Origin of the sequence: Yoonia vestfoldensis, assembly GCF_002158905.1 — a bacterium.
In the GTDB taxonomy this organism is placed as follows: domain Bacteria; phylum Pseudomonadota; class Alphaproteobacteria; order Rhodobacterales; family Rhodobacteraceae; genus Yoonia; species Yoonia vestfoldensis_B.
On sequence record NZ_CP021431.1, the window covers coordinates 2,631,668 to 2,647,694 of the forward strand.

The 16,027-nt window shown below is 63.0% G+C and carries 15 protein-coding genes; 6 read left to right on the forward strand and 9 right to left on the reverse strand.

The genetic code is table 11. The annotated features are described in order from the left end of the window. Nucleotides 1-102 precede the first annotated feature (102 nt). Both LOKVESSMR4R_RS13160 and LOKVESSMR4R_RS13165 read left to right on the forward strand, forming a co-directional pair. The gene (locus LOKVESSMR4R_RS13160) at nucleotides 103-3,249 is read left to right on the forward strand and encodes a valine--tRNA ligase (RefSeq protein WP_087209134.1); all 3,147 of its coding nucleotides are present in this window, start codon (nucleotides 103-105) and stop codon (nucleotides 3,247-3,249) included. 81 nt (nucleotides 3,250-3,330) lie between these two features. After that, nucleotides 3,331-4,440: a pyridoxal phosphate-dependent aminotransferase gene (locus tag LOKVESSMR4R_RS13165; RefSeq protein WP_087209137.1), complete on the forward strand. Its 1,110-nt coding sequence runs from the start codon at nucleotides 3,331-3,333 to the stop codon at nucleotides 4,438-4,440. 41 nt (nucleotides 4,441-4,481) lie between these two features. Here the strand turns inward: LOKVESSMR4R_RS13165 and LOKVESSMR4R_RS13170 are convergent, their stop codons facing one another. Next, entirely contained in the window at nucleotides 4,482-5,660 is a 1,179-nt protein-coding gene (locus LOKVESSMR4R_RS13170; protein WP_087209140.1) for a pyridoxal-phosphate-dependent aminotransferase family protein, read from the reverse strand. 172 nt (nucleotides 5,661-5,832) lie between these two features. Between LOKVESSMR4R_RS13170 and LOKVESSMR4R_RS13175 the strand changes: the two genes are divergently transcribed. Next, the gene (locus LOKVESSMR4R_RS13175; protein ID WP_087209143.1) at nucleotides 5,833-6,564 is read left to right on the forward strand and encodes a YgfZ/GcvT domain-containing protein; all 732 of its coding nucleotides are present in this window, start codon (nucleotides 5,833-5,835) and stop codon (nucleotides 6,562-6,564) included. 71 nt (nucleotides 6,565-6,635) lie between these two features. Here the strand turns inward: LOKVESSMR4R_RS13175 and efp are convergent, their stop codons facing one another. Then, nucleotides 6,636-7,199: an elongation factor P gene (gene efp, locus LOKVESSMR4R_RS13180; RefSeq protein WP_087209147.1), complete on the reverse strand. Its 564-nt coding sequence runs from the start codon at nucleotides 7,197-7,199 to the stop codon at nucleotides 6,636-6,638. Between the two features lie 220 nt (nucleotides 7,200-7,419). Between efp and LOKVESSMR4R_RS13185 the strand changes: the two genes are divergently transcribed. Then, nucleotides 7,420-7,743 (forward strand): DUF6280 family protein, encoded by a 324-nt coding sequence (locus LOKVESSMR4R_RS13185; protein ID WP_019954464.1) that lies wholly within the window; start codon nucleotides 7,420-7,422, stop codon nucleotides 7,741-7,743. 108 nt (nucleotides 7,744-7,851) lie between these two features. Next, nucleotides 7,852-9,336 (forward strand): cobyric acid synthase, encoded by a 1,485-nt coding sequence (locus LOKVESSMR4R_RS13190; protein ID WP_087209150.1) that lies wholly within the window; start codon nucleotides 7,852-7,854, stop codon nucleotides 9,334-9,336. Here LOKVESSMR4R_RS13190 and LOKVESSMR4R_RS13195 read toward each other — a convergent pair. From LOKVESSMR4R_RS13195 to LOKVESSMR4R_RS13205, 3 genes are all read right to left on the reverse strand, one after another. After that, nucleotides 9,302-9,880 (reverse strand): hypothetical protein, encoded by a 579-nt coding sequence (locus LOKVESSMR4R_RS13195; protein WP_237331787.1) that lies wholly within the window; start codon nucleotides 9,878-9,880, stop codon nucleotides 9,302-9,304. The two genes, LOKVESSMR4R_RS13190 and LOKVESSMR4R_RS13195, sit on opposite strands and share 35 nt — an antisense overlap. A 76-nt stretch (nucleotides 9,881-9,956) precedes the next feature. Next, the gene (locus LOKVESSMR4R_RS13200) at nucleotides 9,957-11,321 is read right to left on the reverse strand and encodes a TolC family outer membrane protein (protein WP_087209159.1); all 1,365 of its coding nucleotides are present in this window, start codon (nucleotides 11,319-11,321) and stop codon (nucleotides 9,957-9,959) included. Between the two features lie 55 nt (nucleotides 11,322-11,376). Beyond that, on the reverse strand, nucleotides 11,377-12,003 hold the full coding sequence (locus LOKVESSMR4R_RS13205; protein WP_087209163.1) for a protein-L-isoaspartate O-methyltransferase family protein: 627 nt from the start codon (nucleotides 12,001-12,003) through the stop codon (nucleotides 11,377-11,379). Nucleotides 12,004-12,305: 302 nt separating this feature from the next. On the opposite strand from LOKVESSMR4R_RS13205, the gene purU reads away from it, so the two are divergent. Continuing rightward, a complete protein-coding gene (gene purU, locus LOKVESSMR4R_RS13210) occupies nucleotides 12,306-13,190 on the forward strand; it encodes a formyltetrahydrofolate deformylase (protein WP_087213199.1) in 885 nt (294 codons plus the stop codon). A gap of 54 nt (nucleotides 13,191-13,244) precedes the next feature. On the opposite strand, the gene LOKVESSMR4R_RS13215 is transcribed toward purU, so the two are convergent. From LOKVESSMR4R_RS13215 to LOKVESSMR4R_RS13230, 4 genes are all read right to left on the reverse strand, one after another. After that, nucleotides 13,245-13,586, reverse strand: coding sequence for a hypothetical protein (locus LOKVESSMR4R_RS13215; protein ID WP_087209166.1), 342 nt, complete (start codon nucleotides 13,584-13,586; stop codon nucleotides 13,245-13,247). A 29-nt stretch (nucleotides 13,587-13,615) separates the two neighbouring features. Further along, a complete protein-coding gene (locus LOKVESSMR4R_RS13220) occupies nucleotides 13,616-13,798 on the reverse strand; it encodes a hypothetical protein (RefSeq protein ID WP_087209169.1) in 183 nt (60 codons plus the stop codon). Between the two features lie 86 nt (nucleotides 13,799-13,884). Beyond that, nucleotides 13,885-15,216: a sensor histidine kinase gene (locus LOKVESSMR4R_RS13225; RefSeq protein WP_087209172.1), complete on the reverse strand. Its 1,332-nt coding sequence runs from the start codon at nucleotides 15,214-15,216 to the stop codon at nucleotides 13,885-13,887. Beyond that, entirely contained in the window at nucleotides 15,213-15,890 is a 678-nt protein-coding gene (locus LOKVESSMR4R_RS13230; RefSeq protein WP_087209176.1) for a response regulator transcription factor, read from the reverse strand. Before LOKVESSMR4R_RS13230 ends, LOKVESSMR4R_RS13225 begins: the two co-directional genes overlap by 4 nt. Nucleotides 15,891-16,027: the final 137 nt, after the last annotated feature.

Here is a 16,027-nt window from a genome sequence, read left to right on the forward strand (position 1 = left end):
CAGACCCTAGCGGGCCAGCCCCCCAAGTCCAGCCCGAACAAACCCTTTCCCTCATGCCGCACGCTTGGTATCTGGCGACAAGCCGAAAAAGGACAGCATGCGATGCCGATGGAAAAGACCTTCAACGCCGCCGAGGCCGAAGCCCGCCTTTACAAGATGTGGGAAGAGGCTGGCGCCTTCAAAGCCGGGGCCAATGCCAGCCGGGATGACACCTTTTGCATCATGCTGCCGCCGCCCAATGTGACAGGGCATCTGCATGTGGGTCACGCCTTTAACCACACGCTGATGGATATCCTGACGCGCTGGAAACGGATGCAGGGGTTCGACACGCTGTGGCAGCCCGGGCTGGACCATGCGGGCATCGCCACGCAGTTGATGGTGGAAAAGGAACTGGCCGCCACAGGCCAGCCCAAGCGGGTCGAGATGGGCCGCGAGGCGTTTTTGCAAAAGGTCTGGGAGTGGAAAGGCGACAAAGGCGGCGTCATCGAACAACAAGCACGGCGCTTGGGCGACAGCATGGATTGGTCACGCTCGGCCTTTACCATGTCAGGCGCGGAATCAGCGCCTGCCAGCGAACCTGCGGGCAATTTCCACGATGCCGTGATCCGCGTTTTTGTGGATATGTACAACAAGGGCCTGATCTATCGCGGCAAACGTCTGGTGAACTGGGACCCGCATTTCGAAACCGCGATTTCCGACCTCGAGGTCGAGAATATCGAGGTCGACGGCCATATGTGGCATTTCAAATACCCGCTGGCCGGTGGCGAGACCTATGAATATGTCGAGAAAGACGAGGACGGCAACGTCACTCTGCGCGAAATCCGCGATTACATTTCCATCGCCACGACGCGGCCCGAAACCATGCTGGGCGATGGCGCGGTCGCCGTCCACAAGGATGATCCCCGCTATGCGCCCATCGTGGGCAAGCTGTGCGAAATCCCCGTGGGGCCGAAAGAACACCGCCGGTTGATCCCAATCATCACCGATCCTTATCCTGATCCGACTTTTGGCTCTGGCGCGGTCAAGATCACCGGCGCGCATGATTTCAACGATTACGAGGTCGCCAAGCGCAACAATATCCCGATGTATGCGCTGATGGACACGCGCGGCGCGATGCGCGCCGACGGGCGGCCCTATGCCGAAGAAGCGGCGATTGCGCAGGCCATCGCCAATGGTGAACAGGATTTCGACGAGGCGATGATCGCCGCAATGAACCTTGTCCCCGACGCCTATCGCGGGCTGGACCGGTTCGAGGCCCGCGCGCGCGTGGTGGCGGATGTCACGGCAGAGGGGTTGGCCGTCATGATCCCCGCCCCGGCCCCCGAGCCGGGGCCTCAGCCCGAGGCAGACGCAGAGGTCCCGGATCAAGTCCGGGACACGCCCGACATGATCCCCTTGGTCGAAGCCAAAAAGATCATGCAGCCATTCGGCGACCGGTCAAAAGTTGTGATCGAACCGATGCTGACCGACCAATGGTTCGTGGACACCGCCAAAATCGTCGGCCCCGCGCTGGATGCGGTCAAGCAGGGCCGCACGAAAATCATCCCTGAATCGGGCGAAAAGGTCTATTACCACTGGCTGGAAAACATCGAGCCTTGGTGCATCTCGCGCCAGCTCTGGTGGGGGCATCAAATCCCGGTCTGGTATGGCCTTGATCTGGGTGTCGATAACGAAAGCAACCCGTCCGGCACGCTTGATGAAACCGAACTTCTCGGGCTCCTGCTCGACGGCATGGTCCACCGCGGCACCGTCATGCATTGCGGCACCGATCTGGATGCGGTGAAAGACGCTTTCACCTTCGACAATGCCGATCTGCCCAGCCCGTTGAGCCATGCAACACTCGTCGAAGTCGCGGATAAAGCCGAAGCCATCGACCGTTTCGCCGCAGGGCTTGCCGATTACAACGTCACGCAAGACCCGACCAAACTGGTCTTCCCCGTCTGGCGCGACCCCGATGTGCTCGACACCTGGTTCTCCTCGGGGCTCTGGCCTTTCGGCACGCTGGGCTGGCCCAATGACGATCCCGCGATGAAATATTTCCCCGGTGACGTGCTGATCACGGGCCAAGACATCCTGTTCTTCTGGGTCGCGCGGATGATGATGATGTCACAGGCCGTGCTGGACCAGGACCCGTTCCACACGATCTACCTGCACCAGCTTGTCCGCGACGCCAAAGGCGAAAAGATGTCCAAGACCAAGGGCAATGTCATCGACCCGCTCGACATGATCGACCAATATGGCGCCGATGCGCTGCGGTTCTCCAATGCGCAGATGGCGGCCATCGGCGGCGTGCTGAAAATCTCTGAAGACCGGATCAAGGGCTACCGGAACTTCGGCACCAAGCTCTGGAACGCCTTCAGCTTTGCCGATCATTACGCCATCCCCTATCCGGGCGATCCGGCACGGCCCACCGCCACCCTGACGCTGAACAAATGGATCATCGGCGAAACAGGGCGCCTGCGCGAAACCGTGGATGCCGCCCTGCAGGCCTATCGGTTCAACGATGCGGCGGATGCGCTTTATGCCTTCACCTGGGGCAAGGTCTGCGACTGGTATCTGGAATTCTCCAAACCGATCCTGCAGGGCGAGGATGCCGCCGCAAAACTGGAAACCGAACAGACCCTGCGCTGGGTGCTGGACCAATGCCTGATCCTGCTGCACCCGATCATGCCCTTCATCACCGAAGAACTTTGGGGTCTGGCCGACAATCGCGCCAAGATGCTCTGCCACGCCGACTGGCCGACCTATGGCAGCGAATTGGTGGACACCGACGCCGACCGCGAAATGAACTGGGTGATCGGGCTGATCGACAACACCCGTTCGGCGCGCGCGCAGGTCCATGTGCCCGCAGGCGCGCAGGTGCCGCTGCTGGTCACGGGGCTGGATGCCAAAGGGCAATCCGCCTGGGACAATAACGCCGCGCTGATCCAACGCCTTGCACGGATCGACAGCCTGACCCATGTGGATGCTTTCCCCAAAGGCTGCGTCACCATCCCGATGGAAGGCGGCACTTTCGGGCTACCCCTCGCAGGGCTGATCGACGTGGCCGCCGAAATCGCGCGGCTGGAAAAGACATCCCAGAAACTCGCCAAGGAACTGGGCGGCCTGCGCGGACGGCTGAACAACCCCGCCTTCGTGGCCTCCGCCCCCGATGACGTGGTGGCCGAGGCCCGCGCCAATCTCGCCCTGCGCGAAAACGAAGACAGCCAGATCAAGGCCGCCATCGCGCGACTACAGGAACTTGGCTAAATCAACGGGGGGCCATCCGCTTGGCCCCCACTTCTTTTTTCCAAAAATACTCCCCGCGCGGAGCGCATAAAAGTTGTCGCAATGACCCATCCCCGCCTGACCCCGCTTGCCGCCACCCTGCCCGCCACGGTCCCCTTCGTCGGGCCAGAGGCGCAGGAACGCGCGCGCGGGCAGGTCTTCACCGCGCGGCTCGGGGCCAATGAAAGCGCCTTTGGCCCCTCGCCCCGCGCCATTGCCGCCATGCAACAGGCCGCGACCGAGGTCTGGATGTATGGCGATCCCGAAAGCCATGACCTGCGCACAGCCCTTGCCGCCCATCACGGCGTCAGCCTCGCCAATATCATGGTGGGCGAAGGGATCGACGGGCTTTTGGGCCTGCTGGTGCGGCTTTACATCGGTGCAGGTGACGGGGCGGTCACCTCGGACGGGGCCTATCCGACCTTCAATTACCATGTCGCGGGCTTCGGCGGTGTGCTGCATAAACTGCCCTACAAGGGCGACCACGAAGACCCCGCAGCCCTGGTCGCCAAGGCGCATGAAACAGGCGCGAAACTGGTCTATATCGCGAACCCCGACAATCCGATGGGCAGCTGGCACGCCGGGCCTGTCATCGCAGATATGGCAGCAAACCTGCCCGCCGATTGCCTGCTGCTTTTGGACGAGGCCTATATCGACCTTGCCCCCGAGGGCACCGCCCCCGATATCGCGGTGGACACGCCCAACGTGATCCGCCTGCGCACCTTTTCCAAAGGGCACGGGATGGCAGGGGCGCGGGTCGGCTATGCGATCGGCGCGGCAGAGATGATCGCAGGCTTCAACAAGGTGCGCAACCATTTCGGCATGTGCCGGATATCCCAGGCAGGCGCGCTGGCGGCCCTGCAGGACAAGGCCTGGATCGACCATATCCGCGCATCCACCGCCGCATCGCGCGCCGAGATCGGGCGCATCGCCGCAGCGCATGGGCTAAGCGCCCTGCCCTCGGCCACCAATTTCGTCACCATCGACTGCGGCGGCGACGGTGCCTTTGCGCGCGCGGTGCTGACAGCGCTGGTCGCAGAGGGGATTTTCGTGCGGATGCCCTTTGTCGCGCCGCAAGACCGCTGCATCCGGGTCAGCTGCGGCACGCCGGATCAGATCGCCGCTTTCGCACAAAGCCTGCCCCGCGCCCTGCAACAGGCGAAAGCAGGCTAAACCGCCCCCTTGGCCGGGGCGGGGCGATCTGCCGCAACGGGTCAGGCGGTGGCAATCACGCTGGATGCAGCCTCCAATGCGCCGCGCCCATGCGGGATATCCAGCGCCTTCAGCCCCGCATCAATCGTGCCCAGCGCGCCCATGATCATATGGGCGTTCACATGCCCCATGTGACCGATGCGGAAATAGCCATCCGCAGGCACGCGCCCCAGCCCGATCCCCAGCGTCAACCCGCAACGATGCTCGCACCAATGGCGCAGCTTATCACCCCAAGGCGACCCGATCCCCGCCGATGTCACCGCATGCGAGCGATGCGCAGGCTGCGCGACATTCATCTGCAGCGGGCCATCCGCCGCCCAGTGATCACACGCGGCCCAGATGGTGCGGGCCAGCGTGGCATGGCGCGCAAAGACATTGTCCAGCCCTTCGGCCAAGATGATATCAAGCGCTGCGCGCAGACCATAAAGATGATGCGTCGGTGCCGTGCCATTGAAATATTGGTGAAAGAGCTCTGGCGCAGCGCGCGGGCGCCAATCCCAATACCGGGTCACACAATCGCCGCGCGCGGCATCGGCCTTGGCGTTGAACCAGACAAAACTGATGCCCGCAGGCGTCATCAACCCTTTTTGGCAACCCGCAACCATGACATCGACGCCCCAGGCATCCATCTCGAACCGGTCACAGCCCAGCGAGGCGATGCAATCGGCAAAAAGCAACGCGGGATGGCCCGCCGCATCCATGGCCGCGCGCAAGGCGGCGATGTCATTCTTGACGCTGGTCGATGTATCGACATGCACGGCCAGCACCGCCTTGATGCGATGGCCGGTATCGGCGGCCAGATGCGCGCTGACACGGGCCGGATCGACAGGCGCGTTGATGCCGAAATCCAGCGTCTCGACATGCACGCCCATCTGTGCGGCCACCTCGCCCCAGCCGATGCAGAACGGGCCGGTGGCCAGCACCAGCACTGTGTCACCGCGCGACACTGTATTGGCCAATGCGGCCTCCCAAGCGGCATGACCATTGCCGATATAGATCGCGACCTTGGCCGTCTGGGTCATCGCCACGGCCTGCAGATCGGGGATCAGACTGCGCGTCAGATCATGCAATTCGCCTTCATAGATATTGGGCGAGGCACGATGCATCGCGCGCAAAACCGCGTCGGGCATGACAGAGGGACCGGGGATAGCCAGATAGGCCCGACCATTGGAGAGTGACATGAATACGCTTTCTGAAAAGTTGTCCGGCGAACACTAACGCCGCGCCCTGCGGCGTCAACCAGCACCACCTTGCCCTGCGCCCCCGTTTGCGACTAGACCCAGATAGAGAGCCATCAGCACGGCCATCGCCACAGCCAATTGCCCAGAATTTTCGCAACAAAAGGAAAGTCCCATGTCTGACCGCATTGTCCTGTCGATCACCGGGGCGGACCGGGTGGCGTTCCTGCAAGGTCTGGTGACCAATGACGTGACCCGCGCCGCAGGCAGCATCATCTATACCGCCCTGCTGACGCCGCAAGGCAAATTCATCGCCGATTTCTTCGTGCTGGGGCAGGACGACCGGCTTTTGGTGGATGTGGCGCAAAGCCATGGCGCAACCTTGCTGCAACGCCTGAGCATGTACCGGCTGCGTGCGGCCGTGCAGATCGCGCAGACAGATCTGGTGGTATCGCGTGGAACCGGTTCCACGCCACCGGGCGCTTTGCCCGACCCGCGGCATGCGGCGCTGGGCTGGCGGTTCTATGGCGATAGCGACATCAGCGACCAGACCGATTGGGATGCGATCCGCGTCGCCCATCTGATCCCCGAAACCGGGATCGAGCTGACAGCCGAAACCTATGTTCTGGAAACCGGGTTCGAGGCGCTGCATGGCGTCGATTTCAAAAAGGGCTGTTATGTCGGGCAGGAAATCGTCGCGCGGATGAAACACAAGACCGAATTGCGCAAAGGTCTGGCGCGGGTGCGCATCGACGGGACAGCCCGGCCCGGCGATCCGATCACGGCAGATGGCAAGGATACCGGCGTTTTACACACGATCAGCGGGGATCACGCCATCGCCTATCTGCGGTTCGACCGCGCCACCGGCCCGATGCAGGCCGGCAGCGCAACGATCACCCTCGCATAGAAACATCCGGCATCTTCCGAGCCTAAATATCCCTGCCAGAGGCCCAAGGCGCGCAGCGCCGCAGGCAGATATCAGGCGCGTTCGACGTATTCGAACAATTCGGTATTGACGACGATATCCTCGTCCTGCCCCACGAAAGGCGGGATCATGACGCGCACACCATTATCCAATATCGCAGGCTTAAAGCTGTTGGCCGCGGTCTGGCCTTTGACGACAGGTTCGGTTTCGGCGACCTTGCAGACGACCTTTTGCGGCAGGGTGACGTTCAACGCCTCTTCGCCGTAATATTCGATATGCACGACCATGCCGTCTTGCAGGAAAGGCCGGCGGTCGCCCAGAATATCGACCGGCAATGCGATCTGCTCATAGGTCTCGCTATCCATGAAGGTCAGCATGCCGTCGGTTTCAAACAGGAATTGCTGGTCCTTTTGGTCCAGACGCACGCGCTCGACCTTGTCGGCCGACCGGAAACGTTCATTCAGCTTGCGCCCGTCACGCAGGTTTTTCAGCTCGACCTGCGCGAATGCGCCGCCCTTGCCGGGCTTGACGTGATCGACTTTCACAGCGCCCCACAAGGAACCTTCATGTTCCAGCACATTGCCGGGGCGGATTTCGTTACCGTTGATTTTGGGCATGGGTCACTTCATGACAGAATGGGGGCCAAGGCTTGTCTGGCGATCGCCGTCGCCTATATAGAGCCGCAGGCATGCTGGCAAGGTCAGTCAAACGCCGGAACGTCATCGGCCAGATATGCGTCAGACGCATGGCTGTTATGCAAAAACAAGCCCCCCGAATCGCAACTGACAGTGCATAAGGGCGAGCACGCGGAACCACAAGAGCAAAAAAGGAAGCAAAATGAGAGATTTCGTCGACGGAACAGCGTTCAACAACGAACAGGGCAACCGTGCCCGCAAGCTTTTTGCTGCCGTCGTACTCGCTGCGCTGGATGACGCGATCGCTGATGACAAGAAATACGGCAATGGCCCCGAACAGATCGCCCGCTGGGCCCGTTCGCGCGATGGCCGTGAAGTCTTGTCCTGTGCAGGCATCGACCCCAATGAACGTGTGGTCAACGGCCTGATGGAATTCGTGGGCAAGGGCATCCGCACATCGGTCGCCCTGTCGCGCGAGGAAAGCGAACGTCGCAACGCAGCCGAACAGGAAGCCCGCGCCGCCTGACAGCAGCGCCATTCCAGGACGGTTTGAAAAGCGCGATCCCACGGGGTCGCGTTTTTCGTTTGCGGCGGCGCGTCCCATGCGTATCAAGCCGTAACGAAAGGGCGCGCGATGACCAAGGCGATCATGATACAAGGGGCAGGGTCCAATGTGGGGAAATCCATGTTGGTGGCAGGGATCGCGCGGGCCTGTCTGCGCCGCGGCCTGTCGGTCGCGCCATTCAAGCCACAGAACATGTCCAACAATGCCGCCGTCACCGCCGATGGCGGCGAGATCGGCCGCGCGCAGGCGCTCCAGGCGCTGGCCTGTGGGCTGGCCCCGGTCATCGACATGAACCCCGTCTTGCTGAAACCCGAAACCGATATCGGCGCGCAGGTGATCGTGCAGGGCCAGCGTGTCGGAACCCTGAAGGCCCGCGATTACGGCAAGCACAAGGCGACGCTGCTGCCCGCCGTGCTGGACAGTTTTCACCGGCTGGCGCAGGGCCGCGACCTGATCATCGTCGAAGGTGCGGGCAGCCCGGCCGAGGTCAATCTGCGCGCCGGTGATATCGCCAATATGGGCTTTGCCGCGGCGGCGGGCGTGCCTGTCGTGCTGATCGGCGATATCGACCGGGGCGGTGTCATTGCGCAGATGGTGGGCACCCATGCGGTGCTGCCCGGGGATGATCTGGCGCTGATCAAAGGCTATGCGATCAACAAGTTTCGCGGCGATCCGACCCTGTTCGCCGACGGGATGGACATCATCACCGCCCGCACCGGCTGGACCCCGCTGGGGATCATCCCCTGGTTCGCAGAGGCTTGGAAATTGCCGGCCGAGGATGTGATGGACATCAAATCGCGCAAGGGCGGCGCGATCCGCATTGCCGTGCCGCGCCTGAACCGGATTGCCAATTTCGACGATCTGGACCCTTTGTCCGGCACCCCCGGCGTCAGCGTCGAGATTATCGAGGCGGGCCGCCCCCTGCCCGCCGATGCCGATCTGGTGATCCTGCCGGGGTCGAAATCGACCATCGCGGATCTGGCGCATTTCCGCGCCCAAGGCTGGGATATCGACCTTGCCGCCCATATCCGACGCGGCGGGCATGTGCTGGGGATTTGCGGCGGCTATCAGATGCTGGGCCAGACCATCGCTGACCCCGATGGCATCGAAGGCCCCGCGCGCAGCGTCGCGGGGTTGGGCCATCTGGATGTGGCCACGGTGATGCAGCCGCAAAAGCGGCTGGCGCTGTCGCAGGCGATCTATCGCGCGACGGGCGACAAAGTCAGCGGCTATGAAATCCACATGGGCGACACCACGGGCCCCGATTGCGCGCGCGCCTGGCTGTCGCTGGACGGGCGCGGCGAAGGGGCGGCCTCAGCCGATGGGCGGGTCATGGGCTGTTACCTGCACGGGCTGTTCAGCGCCGATGCATTCCGCACGGCCTTTTTTGATCAGCTTGGCAAACCGGTCGCGGCCTATGGCTATGAGGCGCAGGTCGCGGCCACGCTGGACGCGCTGGCCGATCATCTCGAACAGCATATGGATCTTGACGCGCTGCTGGCGCTGGCCGGACCTGTGGTCAGTCCAGATCGCGCATCACCAGCACCCGGTTGATTTCAAGGCGGACCAGTTTGCGCACATTATGCGTGATCCGTTCGCCCATTTCGCCGGCCAGTTCCTCGCGCAGGATACGCTGGACAGCGCTGCGCAGGGCCGGTTCGTCCAGGGCCAGGGCGGGGGATTGCGCGGCAATATCCGCAGCGATGCGTGTCTCGATCCCCGATTCCGCGATCTGTGACAGCGTATCATCCTGCGGCAGATCAAATGCGCTGGCCGCCCAAGCGGCCTGATCCATGGTTTCACCACCATCGGGTTCCCAGTCTTCGGCACGGGCCGTGACCGCAACCTCCAGCTCTGCAACCCTGTCGCCCAGGCTGGGGCTGCCCGGTGTCACCGCGTTCCTGAGCACCAGAACATCGGCAGATGCCGCTGGCGGCTGATGATCCGGTGGCGCGGGCTGCGCTGCGTCGATCCGCAAGGCAGGCGTCAGGATCAGCCGGCCCTGCGGTGGCATTTTGCGTGCAGGATCGCCGTCCTTGTACGAAACAAGGTTGCGCACCGACGAGACAAGCTCGTCAATCTCGTCAGATCGCGCCATATCCGCCATCCTTATTCCGCGTTTTTCGCAAGTTCACAGCAGTCTAGTCGAAGGGTCTTTGCAAAACAACCGCGGCTCAATCGCGGCTCAGGGCTTCAAGCACGCGGTCCAAGGCCTCGCCCTGCGGCGAGCCTGTCAGCGGGCTGTTGTTGACAAGGTTATAATAGGCGCTGACGTCATATTGCTGCACGGGCAATTGCAGATGCTCGGCGGTCAGCAACCCCATCGCGGCCAGAACGCTGTAAGAGGCGATCACCTCATCGACATCGGCGGCGATCCGGTTGGCCTGCGCATCCAGCAATTCCTGTTCCGCATTCAGCACATCCAGGGTGGTGCGCGACCCAAGCGCGGCTTCTTCGCGCACACCTTCAAAGGCGATCCGGGCGGCATCGATCTGTTGGTCGGATGCCTGCGCCGAGGCCCGCGCGACCTGCAGGGCGGCATAGGCATTGCCGACCTGCTGTTCGACCCCAATCATCGCCACATGCAGACCGGCACGGCTGGCGTCGCGGTTCGCCTGCAACTGGCGGATCTGGCTGGAAATGGCGCCGCCGCTGTAAATCGGGCCGCCCAGCGACAGGCCGATCTGCGCGGTTTCATTCCATTCATCATCCAGCGCCACGAAACTGTCCATCGACAGGGTCGGCCGCAAAGCCGCCTCGCCACGCCGGACGGCCAGTTCGGCTGCGGCGACGGAATGCTGCACCTCTTGCACGGCAGGATGGTTGCGCAGGGCAAATGCCTTGGCTTCTTGCACCGATTGCAGCACGGGGGCGGGTGATGCCGCGCCCGATCCGCTGGGCGCACGGCCCACGGCGGCGCGGAATTCCTCGATCGATTGGGCCAGACTGCCCTGCGCCGCCGCCAGCTGGCTTTGCGATCCGGCCAGCCGGGCCTGCGCCAGCGACACGTCAGTGCGCGTCACCTCGCCCACTTCGAAACGGTCGCGCGCGGCCTGCAATTCCTGGGTGATCAAGCGCTGGTTATTCTGGCGCAGTTCCACGAATTCGCGTTCGCGGCGCACGTTCATATAGGCCTGCACCGCGCGCAAAAGCACATCCTGTTCAATCCCGCGCAAGGATTGGCGGGTGCTCAGCACGATTTCTTTCTGGGACTCGACCGCCAACCGGTTCGCCCCGCCATCATAGAGCGTCAACGACCCCGAGATCCGCGCTGTCGTCGCTGTCGTGGTCTGCGTCACGGCGGCGGAATTATATGTCCGGCTGGTCGACATCGCCCAGTTGATCACCGGCAATGTCGCAGCCACGGATTGCGCGACATTTTCATCGGCGGCCCGCAACAGGGCGCGGTTTTGATCCAGCAGCCCCGAATTGGCATAGGCCGCGGCCAGCGTATCGGCCAGCGTCTCTGCGCGCAGGGCGGGTGCCGCGAACAGGGTCATCATTATCGCCACACCGGCAATTGCACTGCGTTTGATCATCTTCGTCCCTATCGTGTCACCAATTATCCGCCCCGTTCGGGGCCCATCGTTACTGTCAAAGCGCAAAAGCAGCGGCCCGCCGGAACCCGTCCAGCACAGGTGCGCCGGCGTTAAAGCCGAATCGCCAATTGACCGTGCCATCCATCTTATGGCCAACGCGCACGACGCCCAGCGCCGCCTCGGCGAACAGACAGACGATGCGCCCGCCTTCGCGCAATTGCGCCAACAGATCCTCGGGCAGATGTTCAACCGCACCCTGCACCATGATCAGATCAAAAGGCCCCGATTTCGCCGATCCCGCCGCCAGCCGGCCTGTCATCACCGCCGCATTGTCGATCCCATGCCCCGATAGCAGGCTCTGCGCCTCTTCGGCGCGAGCGGCATCATCTTCGATGGCGACAACGAAATCACACAGGCTGGCAAGGATCGCCGTGGAATACCCAAGCCCGCAGCCGATATCGAGCGCCACATGCCCCGGCTGCACATCGGCCAGTTCCAGCATCTTGGCCAAGGTGCGCGGTTCCAGCATGATCCGGCCATTGCCGATATCGAGGTTTTCACCGACATAGGCCGCTTCGCGCAACGTGTCGGGGACGAAATCTTCGCGCGGGATGCTCAGCATCGCATCGATGATCGGGAAGCGGGTGACATCGGACGGGCGAACCTGCGTATCGACCATCATGGTGCGGCGTGTGGTGTAATCGGTCAAAATCTAAACTCTTTCGTTTAGTTGCTTTTTCGTTTCATGCCATATTCAACGTCATGCGGCAACGGTTGATCGCAGTTTCGCGCCAGTTGTGACACCCCGAGTCGTCAATGCCTTATGTATCGTCGTGATCGCTATCGCGAGGTTAACAAAAAGGTGATCTTGAAACCAAATATCGGGCCTGTCCGGCCATGATCCACCTTGTACTGACCAAGGCGGGCATGACAGGACAAGACCCGATCACCGCCAACATATTGTTTCATCGTCGAAAGCATCCCATGACCAAATTCGCCCTGACCGTCACTTGCGACAGTGCCCGTGGAATCGTTGCCGCCATCGCCGGGTTTCTGGCCGAGCACGGCTGCAACATCACCGACAGTTCGCAATTCGACGACACTGAAACCGGCAGGTTTTTCATGCGCGTCAGCTTTACCAGCGAAAAAGGCGCGACGCTGGACAAGATGAGCGATGATTTCAGCGCCATCAGCAGCGGGTTCGGGATGGATTTCGCCTTTCACGACGAAGCTGTGCGCATGAAGGTCATCATCATGGTGTCGCGCTTTGGCCATTGCCTGAATGATTTGCTGTATCGCTGGCGGATCGGGGCGCTGCCCATCGACATCGTCGCCGTAATCTCGAATCACATGGATTACCAAAAGGTCGTGGTGAACCACGATATCCCGTTCCATTGCATCCCCGTCACCAAGGCAAACAAGCCCGATGCCGAGGCCCGCATCATGGAAGTCGTCGATGCGACGGGGGCCGATCTGATCGTGCTGGCGCGCTATATGCAGGTCCTGTCCGACCGGATGTGCCAGCAGATGTCGGGCAAGATCATCAATATCCACCATTCCTTCCTGCCCAGCTTCAAAGGGGCGAACCCTTATAAACAGGCCTATGAACGCGGCGTGAAACTGATCGGGGCGACATCGCATTATGTCACCGCCGATCTGGATGAAGGGCCGATCATCGAACAGGACATCGCGCGCGTCACCCATGCGCAATCGCCTGCCGATTACGTCAGCCTTGGGCGCGATGTCGAAAGCCAGGTGCTGGCCCGCGCGATCCATGCCCATATCCACCGCCGCGTCATGCTGAACGGCAACAAGACCATCGTGTTCCCGGCCTCGCCGGGGTCCTATGCCTCGGAACGCATGGGCTAGCGCATGCGTCACGCAATGACAGCAGGCCAAGCGCGGCCTGCTGCCCGACTGGCGTCACTCGTAGCGCCGGTCAAATGTGATCACCGTGCCATCCGCGCGGGTCAGGCTGCGGGCATAGATCTCGCGCGGGGGGATCAGATCGTCATCGACAAAGCCGCTGACCACGACATTTTCGCCAACTTCGGCAGGCACCCAATTGGGGCCGACATAGATGCGGATACTGCCGCTGGCATCGGTCAGGCGGAATTCATCCTCGTCAGTGATCCGCGCGACGGTGCCTGCGACATTCACCATCGTGCCGCGCTGCACATCGGCGATGGGTGTGGTCGGGGTGTCGGCAAAAGCGGCGGGGGCGGTCAGGGCGGCGCAAAACGCGGCGATTACAAGAAACTTCATGATTGGTCCTTTCGATAGGTCCCTTGGGGTCAGTCCAGCGCCACGATCAGCAGCACGACAAAAGCGGCTGCGCCAGCGACCAGCCAGCCACGCGGCAGGCGGATGTCGATCTCGCCGGCCAGCCATGCGCGCAGGCGGCGCAGGTCGAACTTATGGGCTGCGCCCTCGCTTTGCGGCGTGGGGGCGTCAGTGGGAATCTGCGTGTCGGTCATGGGTCACTCCTGTTTTGGGGATCGTCTGTCGATCCAATAAGAGCGGGATAGCCAGCCGGTCTGACGCCTGCCTGACAGGATAAAGATTAGGCCGATTGATAGCTCAGCACGATTTGGCAGCCACCGTCTGCGGCATTCTGCGCGGAGACTTCGCCCGATTGCGCCTGTTGCAGCCGTTCCACGATGGCCAGACCCAGCCCCGTGCCCCCCGGCACCGCCGCAGGGCCGCGCCAGAACGCCTTGAACAGCTGTGATCCCGCAGCCGCAGGCAGGCCCGGCCCGTGATCGCGTACCGTGATGGTAAGCGCGGGTCCGACGCTGATCTCGACCAGACCGGGGCCGCCGTGCAGGACCGCATTCTCGATCAAGTTCGACAGGGCAAGCTCTACCCCTTCGCGGTTGGCACGGGCCAGCACGGGGGCGTCGGGCAAGGACAGCGCCAATTCCACCCCCTTTTCATAGGCAAAAGGCGCAAGGGCAGCGGTGACGGCCTGTGCCGCATCACGCAAATCAAGCGCCATTTTATCAGGCACCGCCAGCACATCGGTGCGCGAGGCCGCCAGCACCTGCTGCACCGTGCGCGCCAGGGCGGCCAGATCGGCGCGCAGCCGGTCGGTCGTCTCGCCCTGCGGCAAGGCGTCCAGCCGCGCGACCAGCACCGCGACGGGCGTGCGCAGCGCATGGGCGGCTTCGGCGGCGTGGCGCGTTTCGGCGGCCAAGGCAGTGGCAAGGCGGTTCAGCGCGCGGTCGGTCGCCTCGATCAGATCGGCGACTTCGGCGGGCAGGTCACCATCCGGCGGCGGGGTCACAGCACCGGGCCGGATCGCGCGCGCCCAAGCCGCGGCCCGCGCCACAGGGGCCAATTCACGCCGGATCAGCAGGACGCTGGCCACGATCAACACGATGGCCATCGGCAGGACAGGCGCCCAGACATGCTGGCGCAATTCGCTGAAATAGGCGCGGCGCAACAGCCCTGCCGGATCGGCATTCATCACGAAGATCACGCGCAGACCATCGGTCCGGTCCGCGAATTCATGACCCGCGATCACCCGGCGCATCTGGGGCAGATCAATCCGCGTGATCCAATCATCGGCATAAAGGTCCGCCGCCGAGGGCGGGATCAGATCGGCGTTCATCGCGCCGATCACCACGCCCGTCCGGTCAACCAGCGCATAGGCATAGGCGTCGGGATGATCGGCAAAGATGGCACGCACCGGCGCATTGCCGGGCAGGATCACCCCCTCCAGCGCCGCACCCAGACGGTCGGTCATATCCGCCACCGCCTCGGCCTCGAGCGCGGGGCGGTCGCTGCCGTAATAAGCGCCGACAACCACGACATTCAGCGCGACAACGCCCAGCGCGATCAGCGTCAGACGCTGCGTCAGGGTCCGCGCCAGCGGGCGGCGCGCGGCGGTCATGCCGTCCCCGCGCGCGGCAGCATCCAGCCCACACCGCGGATCGTGACGACAGGCACGGGACAATCCGCGGCTTCCAGCGCGCGGCGCAGGCGTGATACGGCGGCTTCCAGCGCATTGGGGCCGACCTCGTCGTCGAAACCATAGATCGACTCTTCAAGCATCTGGCGCGACACGACCCGACCGGCCGCACGCATCAGCTGTTCCAGAACGCCGGTTTCGCGGCGGCCAAGGATCAGGGGCGCATCATGCAGGCTGACGCTGCGGGCAAGCGTATCCAACGCCAAAGGCCCCAGGGTCAAGGTGCTGCCCGACCTGTCACCGGGGCGGCGCAGGATTGCGCGGCAGCGGGCGACGAGTTCGGGCATCTCGACCGGTTTGACGACATAATCATCGGCCCCGCCATCCAGCCCCGCGATCCTGTCGGCCAGCTGGTCCCGCGCGGTCAGCACGATGACCGGCACCCGCCCGCCACCCCGCAGCACCGGCAAAAGCGTGGTGCCATCGCCATCCGGCAGGCCAAGGTCCAAAAGAATCAGCCCGTAATTGGCCAGCGCCGCCATTTCGCGCGCATCGGCGGCTGTGCCTGCGTGATCGACGGCGAAACCGGCACGGCGCAGCGCGTCGCAGACAGCCTCGGCCAGCGGGGGGTGGTCTTCGACAAGCAGGACGCGCATCAGGGGCAGGCTTTCTTTCAGGATCGGGCCGGACAGCGGATAGATTGCCGTGGATCACAGCATCGGTCGAGCCTCTTTCGCCGCCAAAGCTGACCGCAACCTGACGGGCTGGCACCTTAGCGCGACACCCTGCCGCC

Coding starts and splice junctions, on each gene's coding strand:
- LOKVESSMR4R_RS13185 (WP_019954464.1), top strand. CDS start 7,420: ATGAGAGATTTCGTCGACGGAACAGCGTTCAACAACGAACAGGGCAAC.
- LOKVESSMR4R_RS13200 (WP_087209159.1), bottom strand. CDS start 11,321: ATGATCAAACGCAGTGCAATTGCCGGTGTGGCGATAATGATGACCCTG.
- efp (WP_087209147.1), bottom strand. CDS start 7,199: ATGCCCAAAATCAACGGTAACGAAATCCGCCCCGGCAATGTGCTGGAA.
- LOKVESSMR4R_RS13205 (WP_087209163.1), bottom strand. CDS start 12,003: ATGATGGTCGATACGCAGGTTCGCCCGTCCGATGTCACCCGCTTCCCG.
- LOKVESSMR4R_RS13165 (WP_087209137.1), top strand. CDS start 3,331: ATGACCCATCCCCGCCTGACCCCGCTTGCCGCCACCCTGCCCGCCACG.
- purU (WP_087213199.1), top strand. CDS start 12,306: ATGACCAAATTCGCCCTGACCGTCACTTGCGACAGTGCCCGTGGAATC.
- LOKVESSMR4R_RS13215 (WP_087209166.1), bottom strand. CDS start 13,586: ATGAAGTTTCTTGTAATCGCCGCGTTTTGCGCCGCCCTGACCGCCCCC.
- LOKVESSMR4R_RS13170 (WP_087209140.1), bottom strand. CDS start 5,660: ATGTCACTCTCCAATGGTCGGGCCTATCTGGCTATCCCCGGTCCCTCT.
- LOKVESSMR4R_RS13190 (WP_087209150.1), top strand. CDS start 7,852: ATGACCAAGGCGATCATGATACAAGGGGCAGGGTCCAATGTGGGGAAA.
- LOKVESSMR4R_RS13225 (WP_087209172.1), bottom strand. CDS start 15,216: ATGACCGCCGCGCGCCGCCCGCTGGCGCGGACCCTGACGCAGCGTCTG.
- LOKVESSMR4R_RS13230 (WP_087209176.1), bottom strand. CDS start 15,890: ATGCGCGTCCTGCTTGTCGAAGACCACCCCCCGCTGGCCGAGGCTGTC.
- LOKVESSMR4R_RS13160 (WP_087209134.1), top strand. CDS start 103: ATGCCGATGGAAAAGACCTTCAACGCCGCCGAGGCCGAAGCCCGCCTT.
- LOKVESSMR4R_RS13195 (WP_237331787.1), bottom strand. CDS start 9,880: ATGGCGCGATCTGACGAGATTGACGAGCTTGTCTCGTCGGTGCGCAAC.
- LOKVESSMR4R_RS13220 (WP_087209169.1), bottom strand. CDS start 13,798: ATGACCGACACGCAGATTCCCACTGACGCCCCCACGCCGCAAAGCGAG.
- LOKVESSMR4R_RS13175 (WP_087209143.1), top strand. CDS start 5,833: ATGTCTGACCGCATTGTCCTGTCGATCACCGGGGCGGACCGGGTGGCG.